Origin of the sequence: Sinorhizobium sp. FG01, from assembly GCF_002531875.1 — a bacterium.
In the GTDB taxonomy this organism is placed as follows: Bacteria; Pseudomonadota; Alphaproteobacteria; order Rhizobiales; family Rhizobiaceae; genus Sinorhizobium; species Sinorhizobium fredii_C.
This window is the reverse complement of sequence record NZ_NWTB01000012.1, coordinates 187,458-206,536: the sequence shown is the minus strand read 5'-3', so window position 1 is coordinate 206,536 and position 19,079 is coordinate 187,458. Positions and strand designations below refer to the sequence as shown.

The 19,079-nt window shown below is 62.9% G+C and carries 20 protein-coding genes and 1 riboswitch; of the genes, 13 read left to right on the top strand and 7 right to left on the bottom strand.

Features of this window, described 5'->3' with window-relative positions:
* Window positions 1-122: 122 nt before the first annotated feature.
* Window positions 123-1,685, top strand: coding sequence for a hypothetical protein (locus tag CO656_RS21150; RefSeq protein WP_097527011.1), 1,563 nt, complete (start codon window positions 123-125; stop codon window positions 1,683-1,685).
* 153 nt (window positions 1,686-1,838) lie between these two features.
* Window positions 1,839-2,159: a hypothetical protein gene (locus CO656_RS21145; RefSeq protein WP_097527010.1), complete on the top strand. Its 321-nt coding sequence runs from the start codon at window positions 1,839-1,841 to the stop codon at window positions 2,157-2,159.
* Window positions 2,160-2,172: 13 nt separating this feature from the next.
* Here CO656_RS21145 and CO656_RS21140 read toward each other — a convergent pair whose 3' ends face one another.
* Window positions 2,173-2,817 (bottom strand): transposase, encoded by a 645-nt coding sequence (locus CO656_RS21140; RefSeq protein ID WP_245428537.1) that lies wholly within the window; start codon window positions 2,815-2,817, stop codon window positions 2,173-2,175.
* An 18-nt stretch (window positions 2,818-2,835) separates the two neighbouring features.
* Here CO656_RS21140 and CO656_RS30890 point away from each other — a divergent pair, with 18 nt between their 5' ends.
* The 6 genes from CO656_RS30890 (at window position 2,836) to CO656_RS21115 (ending at window position 7,964) form a co-directional block, all read left to right on the top strand.
* Window positions 2,836-3,117, top strand: a complete 282-nt coding sequence (locus CO656_RS30890; protein WP_245428535.1) for a hypothetical protein — start codon at window positions 2,836-2,838, stop codon at window positions 3,115-3,117.
* Window positions 3,118-3,371: 254 nt separating this feature from the next.
* Window positions 3,372-3,483, top strand: a riboswitch (TPP riboswitch).
* Window positions 3,484-3,580: 97 nt separating this feature from the next.
* Window positions 3,581-5,413, top strand: a complete 1,833-nt coding sequence (thiC, locus tag CO656_RS21135; protein WP_097527038.1) for a phosphomethylpyrimidine synthase ThiC — start codon at window positions 3,581-3,583, stop codon at window positions 5,411-5,413.
* Between the two features lies 1 nt (window position 5,414).
* A complete protein-coding gene (gene thiO, locus CO656_RS21130; RefSeq protein ID WP_097527009.1) occupies window positions 5,415-6,392 on the top strand; it encodes a glycine oxidase ThiO in 978 nt (325 codons plus the stop codon).
* Entirely contained in the window at window positions 6,389-6,586 is a 198-nt protein-coding gene (gene thiS / locus CO656_RS21125) for a sulfur carrier protein ThiS (protein WP_037421613.1), read from the top strand. Before thiO ends, thiS begins: the two co-directional genes overlap by 4 nt.
* A gap of 2 nt (window positions 6,587-6,588) precedes the next feature.
* Window positions 6,589-7,362, top strand: a complete 774-nt coding sequence (locus tag CO656_RS21120) for a thiazole synthase (protein WP_097527008.1) — start codon at window positions 6,589-6,591, stop codon at window positions 7,360-7,362.
* Window positions 7,359-7,964, top strand: a complete 606-nt coding sequence (locus CO656_RS21115) for a thiamine phosphate synthase (RefSeq protein WP_037421596.1) — start codon at window positions 7,359-7,361, stop codon at window positions 7,962-7,964. Before CO656_RS21120 ends, CO656_RS21115 begins: the two co-directional genes overlap by 4 nt.
* Window positions 7,965-8,005: 41 nt before the next feature.
* On the opposite strand, the gene CO656_RS21110 is transcribed toward CO656_RS21115, so the two are convergent.
* From CO656_RS21110 to CO656_RS21095, 3 genes are all read right to left on the bottom strand, one after another.
* Window positions 8,006-8,488, bottom strand: a complete 483-nt coding sequence (locus tag CO656_RS21110) for a type II toxin-antitoxin system VapC family toxin (protein ID WP_097527007.1) — start codon at window positions 8,486-8,488, stop codon at window positions 8,006-8,008.
* On the bottom strand, window positions 8,485-8,787 hold the full coding sequence (locus CO656_RS21105; RefSeq protein ID WP_037421593.1) for a type II toxin-antitoxin system Phd/YefM family antitoxin: 303 nt from the start codon (window positions 8,785-8,787) through the stop codon (window positions 8,485-8,487). The genes CO656_RS21110 and CO656_RS21105 overlap by 4 nt, the downstream gene beginning before the upstream one ends.
* A 305-nt stretch (window positions 8,788-9,092) precedes the next feature.
* Window positions 9,093-9,743 (bottom strand): GntR family transcriptional regulator, encoded by a 651-nt coding sequence (locus CO656_RS21095; RefSeq protein WP_037421591.1) that lies wholly within the window; start codon window positions 9,741-9,743, stop codon window positions 9,093-9,095.
* Window positions 9,744-9,907: 164 nt separating this feature from the next.
* On the opposite strand from CO656_RS21095, the gene CO656_RS21090 reads away from it, so the two are divergent.
* The 5 genes from CO656_RS21090 (at window position 9,908) to CO656_RS21070 (ending at window position 15,371) form a co-directional block, all read left to right on the top strand.
* Window positions 9,908-11,326 (top strand): malonyl-CoA decarboxylase, encoded by a 1,419-nt coding sequence (locus tag CO656_RS21090; RefSeq protein WP_097527006.1) that lies wholly within the window; start codon window positions 9,908-9,910, stop codon window positions 11,324-11,326.
* Window positions 11,323-12,837, top strand: coding sequence for a malonyl-CoA synthase (locus CO656_RS21085; protein WP_097527005.1), 1,515 nt, complete (start codon window positions 11,323-11,325; stop codon window positions 12,835-12,837). The genes CO656_RS21090 and CO656_RS21085 overlap by 4 nt, the downstream gene beginning before the upstream one ends.
* A gap of 89 nt (window positions 12,838-12,926) precedes the next feature.
* A complete protein-coding gene (locus tag CO656_RS21080; RefSeq protein ID WP_097527004.1) occupies window positions 12,927-14,261 on the top strand; it encodes an SLC13 family permease in 1,335 nt (444 codons plus the stop codon).
* Between the two features lie 67 nt (window positions 14,262-14,328).
* Window positions 14,329-14,955, top strand: a complete 627-nt coding sequence (locus tag CO656_RS21075; RefSeq protein ID WP_179864810.1) for a hypothetical protein — start codon at window positions 14,329-14,331, stop codon at window positions 14,953-14,955.
* Between the two features lie 11 nt (window positions 14,956-14,966).
* Entirely contained in the window at window positions 14,967-15,371 is a 405-nt protein-coding gene (locus CO656_RS21070; protein ID WP_097527003.1) for a GFA family protein, read from the top strand.
* 298 nt (window positions 15,372-15,669) lie between these two features.
* On the opposite strand, the gene CO656_RS21065 is transcribed toward CO656_RS21070, so the two are convergent.
* The 3 genes from CO656_RS21065 to CO656_RS21055 all read right to left on the bottom strand — a co-directional run bounded on the left by CO656_RS21065 (window position 15,670) and on the right by CO656_RS21055 (window position 19,071).
* Window positions 15,670-15,855: a hypothetical protein gene (locus tag CO656_RS21065; RefSeq protein ID WP_097527002.1), complete on the bottom strand. Its 186-nt coding sequence runs from the start codon at window positions 15,853-15,855 to the stop codon at window positions 15,670-15,672.
* Between the two features lie 149 nt (window positions 15,856-16,004).
* A complete protein-coding gene (locus CO656_RS21060; protein ID WP_097527001.1) occupies window positions 16,005-17,378 on the bottom strand; it encodes an alpha-glucosidase/alpha-galactosidase in 1,374 nt (457 codons plus the stop codon).
* A 22-nt stretch (window positions 17,379-17,400) separates the two neighbouring features.
* A complete protein-coding gene (locus CO656_RS21055) occupies window positions 17,401-19,071 on the bottom strand; it encodes an ABC transporter ATP-binding protein (RefSeq protein ID WP_097527000.1) in 1,671 nt (556 codons plus the stop codon).
* Between the last annotated feature and the right edge of the window lie 8 nt (window positions 19,072-19,079).

The window sequence follows — 19,079 nt, the reverse complement described above, 5'->3', positions numbered from 1 at the left end:
TATCGAGCCTTGGCAACACAGTTCGCTGGCCACAAAGCGCAAGTGGCATTGCTGTTGTTGCACCTAGGAGATACGTTTTCGCGTCCTCACAAACCCGCAATCTTCACGGATGCCCCCTCTTCATGAGCCGAGCGAAAGTCGAATTGTTCCGCCGAAAATTCAGAAACGCCATAGAACTTTTAAGCGATCATCTCGCCAAGGCTGATGACGCCGAGTTTCTCCAGATGGCTTGGGCGGTCGACACGCTGCAGTCCAGCATTGGCGGGGATGTGAATAGATACCTTGAACATCCGTCGGAGGCGAAAACAACTGACATCGCTGCTCAATACTACGTCTACAAGTGGGACATCGAAACGTTGGTCATGCTCCTGTTGACCATCCCGAAACACGACCAAAAGAACGCGTCTCGGCGGCTGAATTGCGGGCACTTCGGTGCAATGGCGCTCGTCGTGAACCTGCTTCGATCCGCCGAGAATTACGAAAGCGGCATTCGGCTAGACGGCAGCAATATCTTCGCCGAGCTGCACCGCATCGGTCAACGTCAGTTCGGATGGCAGCGCGGCTTTGCGACTACCGAAAGGCTCTACCGCTACGCCTATGTCTACGCGCAAGGCGACTGCGAAAAATTCTTTAAAGACAAGAATGGAATAAGCGTTTCTGATTTTATTCTCGGATGCTTTGTACTGTTCGTGCATCACCGAAAGGTGCCATGGGTAAAGGCGACACCCCTCTCCTTCTTGAACAAGCCTCAAGAAATAATCGACAAAACGTTGGCAGTGATCGCGCGCGAAATACCAGCACTACGTGAATCAGCGCTCGATATGTTGCCTGCGGAGCGCCGGATTGCCTACTTGCCAAGTGTGCTTCGGCGCTTTCCTGTGGTCATTCACCCGCGCCTTGGAACTTACATCGCACCTCTTCCGGAACTTATCATGCTCCGGGCGACTGTAGGCCTTTACTACGACGTCGCTCTCGGGTCGTCTGCTCTGGTCAACGAGGCCAATCAGCGTTTCGAAGAGTACACTCGCCTGCTCATTGTCAATTTGTGTCCACGGTTCGAAGCGCTGCCAGCAATCCGGTATGGGTCGAAGAAAGCGTCGTACGACTCGCCAGACGTATTGCTCAAGGACGCTGACAAACTTGTAGCCGTAATTGAATGCAAGGCGACGAAGCTCACCCACAAAGCGCAATTCGCCGAGGATCCAATCGCGGAGGCCCAAGGCGCTTATGACCAGATCGTCAAGGCGATCTTCCAGCTTTGGCGATTTTTCTCGCATGTTAGGCGCGGCCTGTTTCGCGGGTATGAGCTCGCACCTGAGGCGCATGCGATCGTTTTGACATTGGACTCTTGGATGCAGATGGCACCGGGCCTTCGCACCGAAGCTTTGTCACGTGCCTCAACGCTCGCCGATACCGACGGCAATATCACACAGGAAGACAGGCGTCCCGTCATTTTTTGCTCCATTCAAGATCTCGCAGACACCCTGGTCCTATCCACTGAAGACGACTTACTGGACGCGTTTGCTCGATCGACAACGACTGAACATAGTGGATGGACACTCCGCGAGGTTCGTCGTGAAGGCCGTAAACCGGAGGAGGCGAAAAATCTGACGTTGGACTTCAGCCAGTTGTTGCCCTGGTGGACGGATATCCAGGAACGTCAGAAAGCAAGAAATCGAGACTGAGGGCGAAGCTGGTCCTTGGCTTCCTCGGTACGTGGGGCAGATTGGGTGGCGAAGCCCGAAATCAAGTAGCTGAACGATCCTGTGGGTAGCCCGTGAGCTGCGATTGCCTTGGCGCATGTTCGGCGCGACCATCGCTGTAGATGGGAGGCGAAGATGCACGGGATCGACCTTGACGGCTTGAGTGAAGCAGAACTGATCGAATTGCACGATGCGGTCGTCGATCGGCTGCACTTTCTGCATCAGCAGAAGACGACGCACGCGTTGCTCGAACTGGCGATCGGCGAGCGTGTGGTGTTCGAAGACAATCACGGCCAGACGCAGGCTGGAATCGTCATCCGTCGAAACCGCAAGACGGTCACGGTGCACGGCGACAACGCCCGGCAATGGAATGTCTCACCGCAGTTGCTGCGAAAGGAAAAGCGAACTGACGAGGGCCAGAGCGGCAAGCTGGTGCCGTTTTCGAGAAAGGCCTGATTTTAGCTCGCCATCATGACGAGTTGCGACAGAGGTGGAATTGGCCGTCCTGAGCTCCCAAGCCGAGGCGATCCCCCAGGAAATGATAGAAGGAGATACCGAGCTTTTGGCAGGTCTTCATCAGCCCGAGCATGACGTCACGGGCGATGCGACCGTCGCCGCCGGAGATCTTGCGCCTGGTGACGAAGGAACGAATATCGTTCTCCGACGCGTTGGTGTGCAGTGGAATATACGGGTGCTCGAGAACTTTGAGCAGTTCAGCCTTGCGTCGATGGAGGCGCGCGAGCAGCTTGTCGAGCGTGTCATAGCCGGTACGTCGCGCGAATATTTTGTCGAACCTGCGCCGAAACCCGGTGATCAACTGCGGTGAAGGTTGCTGTTTCCAGACCTTCAGCGCCTTGTAAAAGCGCCAGACGAGATCGCGGGTCGTCGTGACCAGCCGTTCCTGTTTCGGTGTCGCCGGCATCAGTTTCTGCAGCAGGCGTTCCGCATGGATCCAGCACAGGGCGTGGTTGGCGACACGGAACTGCCCCGCATCGTCCGAAACGATCACCGTGCTGCCGAGCAGGCCGTGATGGCGGATGGCGCCCCAGATCGCCGCCTCCGCAACAGGACGCAGAAGCTGTCGGTCGAGGATATCGATGCCCTTGCTGGCCAAATGCTCGAGGAACGCAACTTGATCGGTGAATATGGCAGGGGGATTGGTCTTGAGCCTGGCCATAATCGCGTGCTCGACGCCCTGCGCCTTCAGCCAGTTCATCGCCTCGTCATTGAGAACATAGTCCTGATGACCCGCCCGCAAGATGGACAGGAAATTGAGCCGCGATTTCGACAGGCTGGTGCGGAAGGTGGAAAAGTGCTCGCCGCCAATCTGGGTGGTGAAGGCATTGCGCCGATTGTGCCGCGCACCGGTATCGTCGACCGTGATGAACGGCGCCGAGACGAGCCCGGCATGTAGAACCGCACTGTCTTCCTCGGGCTTAGAACGGTAACTTCAATGAATCTTAACTCCTTGAAATCACGGTTAATGCTTGGTTAAGTGGAAGTAATCTCCACCTTGACTTCCGCTACCGACCATGATGTTTCAGGCCACATCTCCCTATCGATAGTATTCAAGTATCGATAGTGCGACGGAATGCCCGCACGTCGCACTCGGTTCCTAACCTCCTCTAAACAGTCTTGACGCCGCGGCGATAACAGTGACTATTGGCGTCCATTCACCAGGGGGGTCCCGGCAAGGGGCTGAGATACTGCTAGAGCGCGCAGTGACCCGTTGAACCTGATCCAGTTCATACTGGCGTAGGGACGGTGCAGACGCTTGATGCCAGGATTCCGTATTCCCGCGATCCATCGGCGATGCGTCTTTTCATCCTTCCGGCTTCAGAACTGGGTCTCCAACGCGAAAACTTTGGAGCCTCATGATGAATGTTTTCAAGTCTCTCGCAGCACCCTCGGTCACCCAGGGACCGCTTCCGGCCTCCCGCAAGGTCTACAAGCCGGGCGAGATCCATGCCGGCATCCGCGTGCCGATGCGGGAGATCGCGCTGCATCCGACCTCCGGCGAGCCGCCGGTCACCGTCTATGATGCCTCCGGCCCCTATACCCTCGAGGGCGCCGATATCCATATCGACGAGGGCCTGCCGCGGCTGCGCCGCGACTGGATTCTGGCGCGCGGCGATGTCGAAAGCTATGAGGGCCGTACCGTCAAGGCGGAGGACAACGGCTTTGCATCTGGCGAGCGGCTGACGCCGGAATTCCCCGTCCGCCACCGGCCGCTGAGGGCCAAGCCCGGTCAGGCGATCACCCAGCTTGCCTATGCGCGGGCCGGCATCATCACGCCGGAAATGGAGTTCATCGCCATACGCGAAAACCTCGGCCGCAAGGCCGCCAAGGAGGCGCTCGCCCGCGACGGCGAGAGTTTCGGCGCCGCGGTTCCCGATTTTGTCACCCCGGATTTCGTCCGCCAGGAGGTCGCCAGCGGCCGGGCGATCATCCCCGCCAACATCAACCATCCAGAATCGGAACCGATGATCATCGGCCGCAATTTCCTGGTAAAAATCAACGCCAATATCGGCAACTCCGCCGTCACCTCGTCTATGGCAGAAGAGGTCGAGAAGATGGTCTGGGCAACCCGCTGGGGCGCCGATACGGTCATGGACCTTTCGACCGGCCGCAACATCCACAACATCCGCGAATGGATCATCCGCAATTCGCCGGTACCGATCGGCACGGTGCCGCTCTATCAGGCGCTGGAGAAGGTCGGCGGCATCGCCGAGGATCTCAGTTGGGAGGTCTTCCGCGACACGCTGATCGAGCAGGCCGAGCAGGGTGTCGACTATTTCACCATCCATGCCGGCGTGCGGCTGCACTATATCCCGCTCACCGTCGATCGCGTCACCGGCATCGTCTCGCGCGGCGGCTCGATCATGGCCAAGTGGTGCCTGCATCACCACCGCGAAAGCTTCCTCTACGAGCATTTCGACGAGATCTGCGACATCTGCCGCGCCTATGACGTCTCCTTCTCGCTCGGCGACGGCCTGCGTCCCGGCTCGATCGCCGACGCCAATGACGCGGCGCAGTTCGCGGAACTCGAAACGCTCGGTGAGCTGACGAAGATCGCCTGGGCGAAGGATTGCCAAGTGATGATCGAGGGCCCCGGCCACGTGCCGATGCACAAGATCAAGGAGAACATGGACAAGCAGCTCAAAACCTGCGGCGAGGCCCCCTTCTATACGCTCGGGCCGCTGACGACCGACATCGCGCCCGGCTACGACCACATCACCTCAGGCATCGGCGCGGCGATGATTGGCTGGTTCGGCACCGCCATGCTCTGCTACGTCACGCCGAAGGAGCATTTGGGCCTGCCGGACCGCAACGACGTCAAGGTCGGCGTCATCACCTACAAGATCGCCGCGCACGCCGCCGACCTTGCCAAGGGCCATCCGGCCGCCCGCATCCGCGACGACGCGCTGTCGCGAGCCCGTTTCGAATTCCGCTGGGAAGATCAGTTCAACCTGTCGCTCGATCCGGAAACCGCCCGCAATTTCCACGACGAAACCTTGCCGAAGGAGGCACACAAGGTCGCGCATTTCTGCTCCATGTGCGGCCCGAAATTCTGCTCGATGCGGATTTCCCACGACATCCGCGCCGAGGCGCAGAAGGAGGGGCTCGAGGCCATGGCGGCGAAGTATCGCGAGGGCGGCGACCTCTACATGCCGGTCGGCGAAGGCGCAGCCACGACCGCCGGAGAATGAGATGCACGTGTTGATCAAGGGGGCTGGCGTCGCCGGCCTCACGGCCGCCCATGAACTCGTTGCGCGCGGCGCGGCGGTCATGGTCGTGGAACGAACACATGGCTTTGCGACTGCCGCCTCGTGGTACGCCGGCGGCATGCTCGCCCCCTGGTGCGAGCGGGAAAGCGCCGAGGAGGCCGTTCTTATCCGCGGCGCCGCTGCCGCCGGCTGGTGGGAGGCCGCGCTACCCGCCGGTTCGGTCCATCGCAACGGCACGCTGGTCGTCGCCCCACTGCGCGACGCGGCCGAACTCAGGCGCTTCGCCTCGCGCACCTCCGGCTACCGCTGGATCGGCGCGGAAGAAATCGTAGCGCTGGAGCCGGCGCTCGCCGGGCGGTTTCGCGAGGCGCTGTTCTTTCCTGAGGAAGCGCATCTCGATCCGCGCCGCGCACTTTCAGCTCTCAGACAGGGGCTCGAAGCGCAAGGCGTGGTTTTCAGCGGCGGCGGGATCGAGGAAAGCCGCTTCGACCTGACCATCGACTGCACCGGCGCCGCAAGAATCGGCGAGTTCAAGGGACTGCGCGGCGTTCGCGGCGAAATGCTCTACCTCCAGACCGACGAGGTCAGCCTTTCCCGTCCGGTGCGCCTGCTGCATCCGCGCATTCCGCTCTATATCGTGCCGCGCGGCGGCGGGCTCTTCATGTGCGGGGCGACGATGATCGAAAGCGACGACGACGGCCCGATCACCGCCCGCTCGCTGATGGAGCTCCTGAACGCCGCCTATACGCTGCACCCGGCCCTTGCCGAGGCCCGCCTGGTCGAGACCGGCACCGGCGTGCGACCCGCCTTTGCCGACAACCTGCCGCGCGTCACCCGGCAGAACAACGCCATCACCGTCAACGGCCTCTACCGCCACGGCTTCCTGCTGTCGCCGGCGCTCGCTGAGGAGGTGGCTGCGCTGGCGCTTGGCGCAGAATTGAAGAGAGGAAATGCCCGATGAAGCTGACCATCAACGGCGAGGAGCACGAGCTCCCGGCCGCCACTTTGGCCGAAGCGCTGGCGCTCCTCGAATACGAGGACGACTGGCTCGCGACCGCGGTCAATGGCGAGCTCGTCCACAGGGCCGACCGAGCAAATCACCATCTCAGGGACCGCGACCGGATCGAGGTCCTGTCGCCGATGCAGGGAGGCTGATCATGCCGCAATTCTATGGAACCGAACTGCGCTCGCGGCTGCTGCTCGGCACGGCGCGTTATCCTTCGCCGGCCGGTCTTGCCGAGGCGGTGCGGCGGTCGGGCACCGATATCGTCACGGTCTCGCTTCGCCGCGAGACCGCCGGCGGGCGCTCCGGCGGCGCCTTTTTCGAACTGGTCCGCGAGCTCGGCGTCCGCGTCCTGCCGAACACCGCGGGCTGCCATTCCGTCTCGGAGGCGGTGCTGACCGCGAAGATGGCGCGCGAGGTGTTTTCGACCGACTGGATCAAGCTCGAAGTCATCGGCCACCACGATACGCTGCAGCCGGACGTCTTCGGTCTCGTCGAGGCGGCGCGTATCCTCACCGGCGAGGGGTTCGAGGTGTTCCCCTACACGACCGACGATCTGGTCGTTGCCGAACGGCTGCTCGAGGCCGGCTGCAAGGTGCTGATGCCCTGGTGCGCGCCGATCGGCAGCGCCATGGGTCCGCAGAACCTGCAGGGCTTACGCGCCATGCGCGCCGAATTTGCCGACGTGCCGCTGATCGTCGACGCCGGCATCGGCCGACCCTCGCATGCGGCAACCGTGATGGAACTCGGCTACGACGCGGTGCTCCTCAACACCGCGGTCGCCGGCGCCGCCGACCCGGCTGCCATGGCCGAGGCTTTCGCCAAGGCGATCGAGGCCGGGCATATGGCCTTTCACGCCGGACTGCTGGAGCCGCGCGACATGGCCGTTCCCTCCACCCCCGTCATCGGAAAGGCGGTTTTCTCGTGAAGCTCGACCCGTTCTATCTCATCGTCGACAGCGCCCAATGGATCGAACGGTTGGTCCCGCTCGGCGTCAGGCTGGTGCAGCTCAGGATCAAGGAGCGGAGCGACGAAAACCTTCGCGGCGAGATCCGCAGGGCCAAGGCAATCTGCGCGGTGCATCGGTGCCAGTTGATCGTCAACGATTACTGGCAGTTGGCAATCGAGGAAGGCTGCGACTTCGTCCATCTCGGCCAGGAGGATCTCGCCGATGCCGATCTCGGCGCGATCCGCGCCGCAGGGCTGAAGCTCGGGGTGAGCACCCATGACGAGGCGGAGCTCGAAACGGCGCTTGCCGCCGAACCGGACTATGTGGCGCTCGGGCCGATCTACCCGACGATCCTCAAGAAGATGAAGTGGACGCCGCAGGGGCTGACGCGGCTTTCCGCCTGGCGTGAGCGCGTCCGCTCCCTGCCGCTCGTCGCCATCGGCGGGCTCAATCCGGATCGGATCGACGGCGTCTTTGCCCATGGCGCCGACAGCGCCGCCGTCGTTACCGACATCACGCTCAACGCCGACCCGGAAACGAGGACGAAGGAATGGATCCGCAGAACGGCAGCATGGCGTTAGCTACCCGACCTCAAGGGGCCGGTCTCCAATGAGCCCGGCTCCTATTTCTGTCGCGGACGCTTAGCGCCGCGCGGGCTCAGCGGGAATTTCTCCGCATCGTCATTCCACGGATCGAAGATCATTGCGCCGGATGGCCGAGCGTCCTTCACATTGCGCGTGACAAAATAGAGGTCGTGTTCGATCGCCGTCGCTGCGAGCATCGTGTCTATCACTGGCGGGGCGTGACCGCTGTCGCGTTTCACTTCCCCAGAAATACGTCCCCATTGCCGCACGATGACGTCGTCAAGCGAGAGGACCCGCCAGCCAAAACGCTCGGCGAGCGCGTCGCGCGCCGCCATGTAGCGCGGCCGGTCGGCATGGTCCTCCGGAAGGTTGTGAATGCCCTTGTCGTACTCGGCCAGTGTCAGGACGCTGATATAGAAGGCTTCCTCATGCTGATCGGCTGCCCACGTCTTTACCGCACGCGCACCCTTCGGATTGATCAGTGCGGCCACGACATTTGTGTCGAGCAACCAACCCTTCAAAGCTCGATATCCCGGCCGCGATCCATCTCGCGTTCAAGATCGAGCCCGCCGAGATGAAGACTTTCCATGAACTCGACGAACGGTGCTCGCGGTTTCTCGGGGATGAGCCGATCGAACTCCTCGGCGGACATAATTACAACCGCATCCCTGCCCCGCACTGTCACGCGCTGCGGCCCGTCCTCGCGCGCGTGCCGTACCACTTCGCTGAAGCGCGCCTTCGCGTCCTCGAGCTTCCACCATCCGGCAGCGTTTTGTCCGCGCGCTTTTTTCAACTTGGTCAGTTCCGCATTCTTGCGCATCGTCGATCACCTAGTCAGATAGTCAGATATGTAGCACGTCTCTCACAGATTTTCCAGATTGCGGCGGCGGCGCCGTCAGGAGCAATCGACGCCAGTTCCTTTCCGGGCTGCGGCCCTGCCACTGCATGTCTCCCTAAATCGACCTCGATTTAAGGACAAAGACGTGCAGCAAGTCAAAGTGCTCCAGCGACCTTTGCGCGTCTGATAAGACGCGCGGCGCTGTAGGCGGCCGGCGGTGCGCGCAATGGCTTCGCCGACCTCCACTTCGTTGCGACCCCATGACGATCAGCCGGACACCATTCCGCTTATCTGGTCGCCATGCTGGCCACCAGATCGCTGAACCTCTCGCCTTGGATGCCGACATGGGATCGCAGCAGCCGGCGGGCCTCCTCACCGTCGCCGGCGAAGATCGCGTCGACGATGCCGCAATGTTCCGAGAAGGATGTTGTGAGGCGATTGCGCACCCGCAGCTGCAGGCGGCGATAGGGGCGTAGCCGCCGATGCAATCGCGCACATTGCTCCTCGAGGAACTCGCTGCGGCTCGCCGCATAGATCGCCTTATGGAATTCCTCGTTGTCGTAGTAGTAGGCGTCGCTGTCGCCGGCCTTGGCGGAGAGCTCGCAGCGCCCGTGGGCGGCGGTGATCGCCTGACGCGCGGCTTCGTCGAGGCGGCGGGCGGCGAGCGATCCGGCCAGGCCCTCGAGCTCGGCCATGACCTCGAACATTTCGTAGATGCGGTGCGGCCCTGGATCGATGACGACGGCACCCCTGCGCGGACGAATTTCGATGAGGCCGATCGCATTCAGCTGCATCAGCGCCTCGCGAACCGGCGTCCTCGATACGCCGAAGCGGCTGGCAAGAACCGTTTCATCCAGCCGTTCCCCCGGGCCGAACTCGTTGGAAAGGATGGCATTTTCAATTTCGTCCCGGAGCCACCGGCCAACATTCTCGGACATTTGCTCTGCCTCAATAATGCAAAATCGTTCTTCTTGTATACACGATGGTTGACGACGCACACCTAACGTGGCACATTATATACTATACAGCCGGCTTAAAAAAATGAGAACGCCGGTAGAATAGCCGAGGCGATTGGCCGCCCATTCAGCAGGAGGAGAGTGGCATGCCCGGAACCTCTTTTTTCAGCGATATGCTGCAGGGCATCACGGAGCGCGGCCGCAAGCTGCTGTTTGCCGCCTCACGCAGCACGGACGCCGTCGAAGCAGATCTCGAGACGCTTTGCGAAATGCTGCTGTCGAGCCGCGGCGAAGCCTCTGGCATGGCCATTGCCGCCGAAATCCTCGGTCGCTGGAGCAAGCTCGACGAGGCCGGCGTCGAGCAGTTCCTGCAGATGCTGTCTGAAAAATTCGGCGCCGATATGGAGAAGCTCGACAAGGCTGTCGAGAGGTACCGCAGCGAGAAGAGCCCCGCCGCGATCATAGCGCTCCACAAGGCGGCGGAACCCCGCCGCCAGGAACTGCTGCGCAGGTTGAATCATGCGCCGAGCGGCACGGCCAAGCTCGTCCGGATGCGCCATCAGCTGCTCGCCTCCACCGATCGGTCGGACGAATATCGCGCCCTCGATGCCGATTTCACCCATCTGTTCGGCTCCTGGTTCAATCGTGGCTTCCTGACGCTGCGTCCGATCGACTGGTCGACGCCGGCGCACATCCTGGAAAAAATCATAAAATACGAGGCGGTGCACGAGATCGCCGGCTGGGAGGAACTGCGCCGGCGCCTGGCGCCTGCCGACCGGCGCTGCTTCGCCTTCTTCCACCCGCGGCTCACCGACGAGCCGCTCGTCTTCGTCGAGGTGGCGCTGACCCGATCCGTGCCGAGCGCCATCAGGGACGTGCTCGACGAGAGCCGGGAGCAGATCGATCCCGACCAGGCGACGACCGCGGTCTTCTATTCGATCTCCAACTGCCAGGAGGGGCTCCGCGGCATCTCCTTCGGCAACTTCCTCATCAAGCAGGTCGTCGAGGACCTGCGCAGGGACCTGCCCGGCCTGAAGAATTTCGTCACGCTTTCGCCGGTTCCGGGCTTTGCCCGCTGGCTTGCCAAGGCGCGCACATCGAAAGCCGAGCCGCTGTTTTCCGACGAAGACCGCAAGGTTCTGGCGCTCCTCGACGACCCGGCCTGGGCCGGCGACGAGAGCGCAGCAAGCGAAGTGGAGCGCCTGCTTTTGCCGCTCGCCGCCCATTATTTCCTAATCGAGCGCACGCCGGAGGGCCGGCCGGTCGATCCAGTCGCCCGCTTCCATCTCGGCAACGGCGCCCGCCTGGAGCGGCTGAACTTCCTCGGCGACCGCTCGGCCAAGGCCATGCGCCAGGCGCACGGGCTGATGGTCAACTACCTCTACAAGCTCGAGGATATCGAGGCGAACCACGAGGCCCTGGCACAGCGAGGCGATGTCACCGCCTCGCCGGCCGTCAAGAGCCTGCTCAGCCGAACCGGCGAAAGCCGCCGCGGCGGCAAGGGCGAAATTTCACGACCTTTCGCGCAAGTCATGAACGGCAAGACTGGAGGAGGGCGCACGTGAGCAACCATCTGTTTGACGCCATTCGGGCAGCCGCTTCCGGCGATGCGCCGTTCATCCGGATCAACGGCGGCCGGACCTGGACCTATGGCGACGCGCTGGCGTCTTCGGGCCGCATCGCCAGCGCGATTGACACGCTCGGCATCCGCCCGGGCGACCGGGTCGCCGTCCAGGTCGAAAAGAGCGCCGAAGCGCTGATCCTCTATCTCGCCTGCCTGCGCAGCGGCGCGGTCTACCTGCCGCTCAACACCGCCTATACGCTCGCCGAGCTCGACTATTTCATCGGCGACGCCGAACCGCGGCTGGTGGTCGTTTCCCCGGCGGCGCGGGAAAGCGTCGGAAAAATCGCCGAGCCGTATGGTGCCATCGTCGAAACGCTCGGCACCGACGGCACGGGCTCGCTTCTCGACCTCGCCCACGACGAGCCGTCCGACTTCGTCGATGCATCCTGCGCGGCCGATGACCTGGCTGCGATCCTCTACACCTCGGGAACGACGGGCCGGTCCAAGGGTGCGATGCTCACCCACAGAAACCTGCTCTCGAATGCCATGAGCTTGCGCGACTGCTGGCGCGTCACCGCCGGCGATCGGCTGATCCATGCGCTGCCGCTCTTCCATACGCACGGGCTGTTCGTCGCCACGAACGTCACACTGCTCGCCGGCGCCTCGATGTTCCTGCTGCCGAAGTTCGATCCGGACGAGGTGCTCTCGCTGATGCCTCAGGCGACGCTGCTGATGGGCGTGCCGACCTTCTACGTGCGCCTCCTACAGAGCCCGCGGCTCGACCGGCAGGCGGTTGCCGACATGCGGCTCTTCATTTCCGGCTCCGCGCCGCTCCTCGCCGAGACTCATGTCGAGTTCAGGAAACGCACCGGCCACGCGATCCTCGAGCGTTACGGAATGACCGAGACCAACATGAACACCTCGAACCCCTATGACGGCGAACGGATCGCCGGAACCGTCGGCTTCCCGCTGCCGGGCGTGACGGTGCGCGTCACCGATACCACCACCGGCGCCGCCCTGCCGGCGGAGGAAACCGGCATGATCGAGATCAAGGGTCCGAACGTCTTCAAGGGCTATTGGCGGATGCCGGAAAAGACCGCTGCGGAATTCACCGCCGACGGGTTCTTCATCAGCGGCGACCTCGGCAAGATCGACAGGCGCGGCTATGTCCACATCGTCGGCCGCAACAAGGATCTGGTGATTTCGGGCGGCTACAACATCTACCCGAAGGAGGTGGAAGGCGAGATCGACCAGCTCGAAGGCGTCGCCGAAAGCGCCGTGATCGGCGTCCCGCATCCCGATTTCGGCGAGGGCGTCACCGCCATCGTCGTGCGCAAGCCCGAGGCGGCGCTCGACGAAAGCGCCATCCTCGGCGCGCTCAAGGACCGGCTGGCGCGCTATAAGCAGCCGAAACGCATCATCTTCGCCGACGACCTGCCGCGCAACACGATGGGCAAGGTCCAGAAGAACCTTCTGCGGCAGCAATACGCCGACTTATACGCCAGGACGTGACCGCGCTCTCTGGGAGGAAGGCGCACGGACATCATCTCAATCTCGAAAACGACAGCTACGGCGCTCAAGGCGCCGGAGGGAGGGGAACCATGGGCATCGAAATCTTATCCATTCTGCTATTGGTCGGCATGTTCGTCATCGCGACCATCCAGCCGATCAACATGGGCGCGCTGGCCTTCGGCTGCACCTTCTTGCTCGGATCGCTGATCATCGGCATGAAGGCCAATGACATCTTCGCCGGCTTCCCGAGCGACCTGTTCCTGACCCTGGTCGCCGTCACCTATCTCTTCGCCATCGCCCAGATCAACGGCACCATCGACTGGCTCGTCGAATGCGCCGTGCGGCTGGTGCGCGGGCATGTGGCCTGGATTCCCTGGGTAATGTTCCTGGTCGCCGCGGTGATCACCGGTTTCGGTGCGCTCGGACCGGCAGCCGTTGCCATCCTGGCGCCGGTCGCGCTGAGCTTCGCCGTGCAATACCGCATCCACCCGGCGATGATGGGGCTTATGGTCATCCATGGCGCGCAGGCCGGCGGCTTCTCGCCGATCAGCGTCTATGGCGGCATCACCAACCAAATCGTCGTCAAGGCCGGCCTGCCCTTCGCGCCGACATCCCTGTTCCTCTCCAGCTTCTTCTTCAACCTGGCGATCGCCGTGCTGGTCTTCTTCGTCTTCGGCGGTGCGCGGGTGATGAAGCAGAAAGCGGCGATGTCCGGTCCGTTGCCCGAACTCCGCCCCGAAGGCGTGTCCGCGTCGATCCGGGGCCATGGCGGCACGCCGGCCAAGCCGATAAGGCAGCACATCTACGGCACCGCTGCGACGTTGCGCCAGACCCCGGAAATGATCGCTACGCTGATCGGCCTGACGGCGCTCGGCGTCGGCGCACTGGTCTTCAAGTTCAATGTCGGCCTGGTGGCGATCACCGTAGCCGTCGTGCTGGCGCTCATCTCGCCGAAGACCCAGAAGGCGGCGATCGACAAGGTGAGCTGGTCGACCGTGCTGCTGATCACCGGCATCATCACCTATGTCGGCGTCATGGAGAAGGCCGGGACGATCGACTATGTCGCCAGTGGCATTTCGAGCCTGGGAATGCCGCTCCTGGTGGCGCTGCTCCTCTGCTTTACCGGTGCGATCGTTTCGGCCTTCGCCTCCTCGACCGCATTGCTCGGCGCCATCATTCCGCTCGCCGTGCCGTTCCTGCTGCAGGGCCAGATCAGCGCCGTCGGCGTCGTCGCAGCGATCGCCATTTCGACGACGATCGTCGATACCAGCCCGTTTTCGACCAACGGCGCCCTCGTCGTCGCCAATGCGCCGGACGAGAAGCGCGAGCACGTGCTGCGGCAACTGCTCATCTACAGCGCGCTGATCGCCATCATCGGGCCGATCGTCGCCTGGCTGGTCTTCGTCGTGCCTGGCCTGGTCTGAGCGCCGGCGGCGGCATCTCCTTCCCCGGGAAGGCGGAGCCCTCCTCCGGCGCGACGCGGAAGCGGCCGTGGAAAGGCTGCAGCAGGCGGAACTCGGCGCCCTCTCGATCCAGCTCGTCCTCGGCAGAGGCGAAGGAAGCGCCGATGTGGAACCGGCCGGCATCTGGTCGGCGCTCGAGAACTATCTCTTCCCCCAGGAGGACCGCGAGATCTATGCCGAGGGTCTCAGCCGCGGCGGCTATCTCGTGACGGTGAGCGGCATCGACGACCGGAGCTACGAAGCCGTCCGCGACATTCTCGACGACGAAGGCACGATCGATCTCGACGAGCGCGCCGACCTCTGGAGAAGCGAGGGCTGGAGCGGCTGGCAGCGCGATGTGCCGAGCACGCCGGCGACCGGCTACACGGAAGACACTTTCGACGCACCCCGGCCGGCGACGGCGAAAAGAGACCACGCCCGAAGCTCCGGGACCATTCGGACCTATCGGACGGAGAGCGCTTCCACATCGGCGGTGAGCGATCACGACAGCCCGGCGGCCGCCATGCACGAACCAGGGCCGCGCTCGGCCGATGCCGGCTCCTGGTCTCAGCCCGAACGCGACACTCCCGGCAACCTTCGCCAGGACCAGGACGGGCAGAGCCAAAGCCAGCAGCTCGGCTCCGGCTGGTCGCAAAGCCAGAAGAGCGGAAGCTGAGGGCTTGAACCATGCCGAAGGAAGAAATGCTGACTGGCGGCTGCCTCTGCGGCAAGCGGCGCTATGCCTTCAAGGGCCCGCCCTCGCATATCGGATATTGCCATTGCTCCATGTGCCGCCGGGCGACCGGCGGTCCATCCGCCGTGCTGGTACGAGCCCACGATGCTGAAGTCGAATGGAGCACCCCGCCGGCAGTCTACCGTTCATCGCCGATCGCAGTGAGAGGCTTCTGCCCGGATTGCGGCAGTCCCCTGTTCCTGAAATACGACGGCCGTGCGAGCGTCCATTTCACCCTCGGTTCCCTCGATCGCCCGGAGGAGCTTGCCCCGAGCGGGCACTACGGCATTGAGAGCCGGCTTGCCTGGGACGACAGCGGCCGCGGCTTGCCGGGCGAAGAAACCAAGCAGCGGTTTTAAGCGAGGCCTATCTGGTGAATCGTTTTGCTGCGATCAGGAGCACCCCCCTCTGCCCTGCCGGGCATCTCCCCCACAAGGGTGGAGATCGGCAGGTGGCAATGTCCCGCCCCCTCACATATCCAACGCCTGGACTAACGCGTGCCTCGGTTCCGGCATGCAGAGGTTGAACGTGGGGCAGAGCGGCGTTTCCAGCCGATCTCCACCCTTGTTGGGAGATGCCCGGCAGGGCAGAGGGGGTATCACACCCGTTCTCCCGAGTTTCGACGCTCCAATCTGAGCGGATTGCTCTCTACCGAGGTCAGGTCTTGGCGCTCGAATTCGGATTGTGCTTGTCCTTTTCGGTGACGGGACCTTTCGAGGCCTTGGAGCCGCCACCCCACTCCTGCGTCTTGCGGGCCTGATCCCCGCCCGTCTTGCCAGGCTGGCTTTTCTTGGCGGTGCCGCTTTCTCCCTTGTTCTTCGGGCGATCCGGTTTCTTTTCCATTCGAGGCTCCATCCATTGTCTCTGGTATTCGCCCCGAACCGTCGAGCGGCCGATCGGTTCCGGCGTTGCCGGACTTGCCACACGCGAAGAAAAGCCCCGGAACGCCGGGCGTTCCGGGGCCATCTGGTCGCCTGACCGGGAGAAAGAAATCAGGCGGCCGCTACTTTTTTCGGAATGCGCGCCCATTCCGGGATCCAGTCGCGATGGGCGACGAGCAGATCGTCGACGAGTGACCAGATCTGGTCGAGGTCGAGCTCGGCCGCCGTATGCGGATCCATCATCGCCGCATGGTAGAGATGTTCACGGTTCTCGGTGACGAGCGCCTGGACAGTCAGCTCCTGGACGTTGATGTTGGTGCGGATCAACGCGGTGAGCTGCGGCGGCAGCGCGCCGATATAGGTCGGCTGGATGCCGGAGGCGTCCACCAGGCACGGCACTTCCGCGGCGCAGTTCTCCGGCAGCGAGGTGATGCAGCCGTTGTTCCTGAGGTTGCCGTAGATCACCGAAGGCTCGCCGGTCCAGACCGAGTTCATTATCGACGAGGCGTATTCGTGGCTTTCGGCCACCTCGATCGTCTCGGCCTCCTTGAAGGCGGCAGCCTGGCCTTTCCAGCGCTCGATCTGCTCGATGCAGCGCTTCGGATATTCGTCGAGCGGAATGCCGAATTTCTCAATGAGGTCGGGGCGGCCGTCCTTGATGAAATAGGGCGTGTATTCGGCGAAGTGCTCCGAGCTCTCGGTGACGAAATAGCCGAGCCGGGTCAGCATCTCGTAGCGCACCTTGTTGGGGCAGCGCGGGTTCCAATGGCTGGGTTTCGGGAAACGGCCTTCGCGATAGCCGCGGATCAGCTCCGGATAGAGGTCGCGATAGCTGCCGTCCTTCTGGCGATGCTCGAACTTGAGATAAAACGCCATGTGGTTGATGCCGGCGGCACGATAGCGGATTTCGTCCAGCGGAATGTCCAGGTCGCGGGCAAGCTCGAACGCCGTTCCCTGCACTGAATGGCAGAGGCCGACCTGCTTGATCGTCGGGTATTTTTCGGCGATCGCCCAGGTGTTGATCGCCATCGGGTTGACATATTGCAAGAGGATCGCCTCCGGGCAGACGGCAAGCATGTCCTCGCAGATCTTCCACAGATGCGGCACGGTTCGAAGCCCGCGCATGATGCCGCCGACGCCGAGCGTGTCGGCGATCGTCTGGCGCAGCCCGTATTTCTTCGGCACCTCGAAATCGGTGACCGTGCAGGGCTCGTAGCCGCCGATCTGGAAGGCGACGACGACGAAATCGGCCCCTTCGAGCGCCTTCAGCTGGTTGGAATAGGTTTCGATCTTCGCCTTGACGCCGAGGGTGCGCACCAGCTTGCCGGCCACGATCTCGCTTTCGGCAAGGCGTTCCGGATTCAAATCCATCAGCCCGATGGTCGCGGCAGAAAGCGCCGGCCGCTGCAATACGTCGCCGATGATGTTCTTCATGAAGACGGTCGAGCCGGCGCCGATGAAGGTGATCTTGGGTTGTCTGGTCATGGAAAGCCTCTGTTCTTGAAAGTCACGCGGCCACTTCGAAGGCGGCTCTGACGAGCCGCTCCGTATAGGCAGTCTTGGGATTGGAAAGAATTTCGTTCACCGGCCCCTCCTCGACGATCTTGCCGTGCTGCATGACCACCACCCGGTGGCAGAGCGCGCGCACGACCTTCAGGTCGTGGGAGATGAAGAGATAGCTCAAGCCCCGCTCGTCCTGCAGCTTGCGCAGGAGCTCGATGATCTGGGCCTGCACCGAGAGGTCGAGAGCAGAAGTCGGTTCGTCAAGCAGGATGAATTCCGGCTCGAGCGCGATCGCCCGGGCAATCGCGATGCGCTGGCGCTGGCCGCCGGAAAATTCGTGCGGGAAGCGCGACAGGATGTTGGGGGGCATGCCGGCGCTGACGAGCGCGTCCTGGACACGCGCAAGCCTATCCCTGCGATTCTCGCCGAGGCCGTTGACGATGAGTCCTTCCTCGATGATCTGGCCGATCGACATGCGCGGATTGAGCGAGGCGAAGGGGTCCTGGAAGACGATCTGGATGCGCGAACGCAGCGGCCGCATGCCCTTGCGGTTCTTGCCGTGGATCGGCTGACCGTCGAAATAGATCTCGCCGCCGTCGGTGTTGATCAGCCGGATCAGCGCCTGGCCAAAGGTCGTCTTGCCGGAGCCCGACTCCCCGACGAGGCCGAGCGTCTCGTGCCGTCGCAAATTGAGGCTGAGGCTGTCGACCGCGACCAGCTCCTTCAGCTCCGGCTTGAAGAAGCCGCCCTTCTTCAGCATGAAGGAGACCCGAACGTTCCGCCCGTCGAGCATGATCGGCGCATTGTCCGGCAGCGGCTTGGCCGATCCCGTCGGCTCCGAGGCAAGCAGCCGCCGCGTATAGGCATGCTGCGGGTTGGCGAAGAGCGCCTCCGTGGTGTTGTGCTCCTTCACCTCGCCGAGCTGCATCACATAGACATAGTCGGAGAATTGCCTGACCACCGTCAGATCGTGGGTGATGAGGATCACCGCCATGCCGAGTTCCTGCTGCAGCTTGCGGATCAGGTTGAGGATCTGCGCCTGCACGGTAACGTCGAGCGCCGTCGTCGGCTCGTCGGCGATCAAGACATCCGGATCGTTGGCAAGCGCCATGGCGATCATCACGCGCTGGCGCTGGCCGCCGGAAAGCTGGTGCGGATACTGGTTGAGCCGCGCCTCCGGGTCGGGGATCTGCACGTGGCGCAGCAGTTCGAGCGCCCGCTCGGCGGCGGCGCGGCGGCTCATGCGGCGATGCGCCCGGATCGCTTCGATGATCTGGCTGCCGATCGTATAGACCGGGTTTAGCGAGCTCATCGGCTCCTGGAAGATCATCGAGATGCGGTCGCCGCGCAGCGCCCGGCGCTGCCGCTTCGAGAATTTCAGCACGTCCTTGCCGTCATAGTCGATGCGCGAATGCGAGGCGATCGTGGCGCGCTTGGAAAGAAGCCCCATGATGGTGCGCGCCGTCACCGACTTGCCCGAACCGGATTCCCCGACGATCGCCACCGTCTCGCCTCGATAGAGCTGGAAGGAGACGTCCTTCACCGCCTCGACCGTGCCGTTCTCGACCTTGAAGGTGACGGCCACCTTGCGGGCATCGATGACCGGCCGCGCGTCCTTGGTATGGCGGTCGCGCCGTTCTTCCGGTGCCGGCACAATGGTTTCGACTGTTGCCATCGGCGTGC

Bases quoted from the DNA above. Each gene is read 5' to 3' on its own strand.
- CO656_RS21065 (WP_097527002.1), bottom strand. From the start codon at position 15,855: ATGGAAAAGAAACCGGATCGCCCGAAGAACAAGGGAGAAAGCGGCACC.
- CO656_RS21105 (WP_037421593.1), bottom strand. From the start codon at position 8,787: ATGCGCAAGAATGCGGAACTGACCAAGTTGAAAAAAGCGCGCGGACAA.
- CO656_RS21070 (WP_097527003.1), top strand. From the start codon at position 14,967: ATGCCGAAGGAAGAAATGCTGACTGGCGGCTGCCTCTGCGGCAAGCGG.
- CO656_RS21145 (WP_097527010.1), top strand. From the start codon at position 1,839: ATGCACGGGATCGACCTTGACGGCTTGAGTGAAGCAGAACTGATCGAA.
- CO656_RS21095 (WP_037421591.1), bottom strand. From the start codon at position 9,743: ATGTCCGAGAATGTTGGCCGGTGGCTCCGGGACGAAATTGAAAATGCC.
- thiO (WP_097527009.1), top strand. From the start codon at position 5,415: ATGCACGTGTTGATCAAGGGGGCTGGCGTCGCCGGCCTCACGGCCGCC.
- CO656_RS21080 (WP_097527004.1), top strand. From the start codon at position 12,927: ATGGGCATCGAAATCTTATCCATTCTGCTATTGGTCGGCATGTTCGTC.
- CO656_RS21090 (WP_097527006.1), top strand. From the start codon at position 9,908: ATGCCCGGAACCTCTTTTTTCAGCGATATGCTGCAGGGCATCACGGAG.
- CO656_RS21120 (WP_097527008.1), top strand. From the start codon at position 6,589: ATGCCGCAATTCTATGGAACCGAACTGCGCTCGCGGCTGCTGCTCGGC.
- CO656_RS21055 (WP_097527000.1), bottom strand. From the start codon at position 19,071: ATGGCAACAGTCGAAACCATTGTGCCGGCACCGGAAGAACGGCGCGAC.
- CO656_RS21060 (WP_097527001.1), bottom strand. From the start codon at position 17,378: ATGACCAGACAACCCAAGATCACCTTCATCGGCGCCGGCTCGACCGTC.
- thiC (WP_097527038.1), top strand. From the start codon at position 3,581: ATGAATGTTTTCAAGTCTCTCGCAGCACCCTCGGTCACCCAGGGACCG.
- CO656_RS21150 (WP_097527011.1), top strand. From the start codon at position 123: ATGAGCCGAGCGAAAGTCGAATTGTTCCGCCGAAAATTCAGAAACGCC.
- thiS (WP_037421613.1), top strand. From the start codon at position 6,389: ATGAAGCTGACCATCAACGGCGAGGAGCACGAGCTCCCGGCCGCCACT.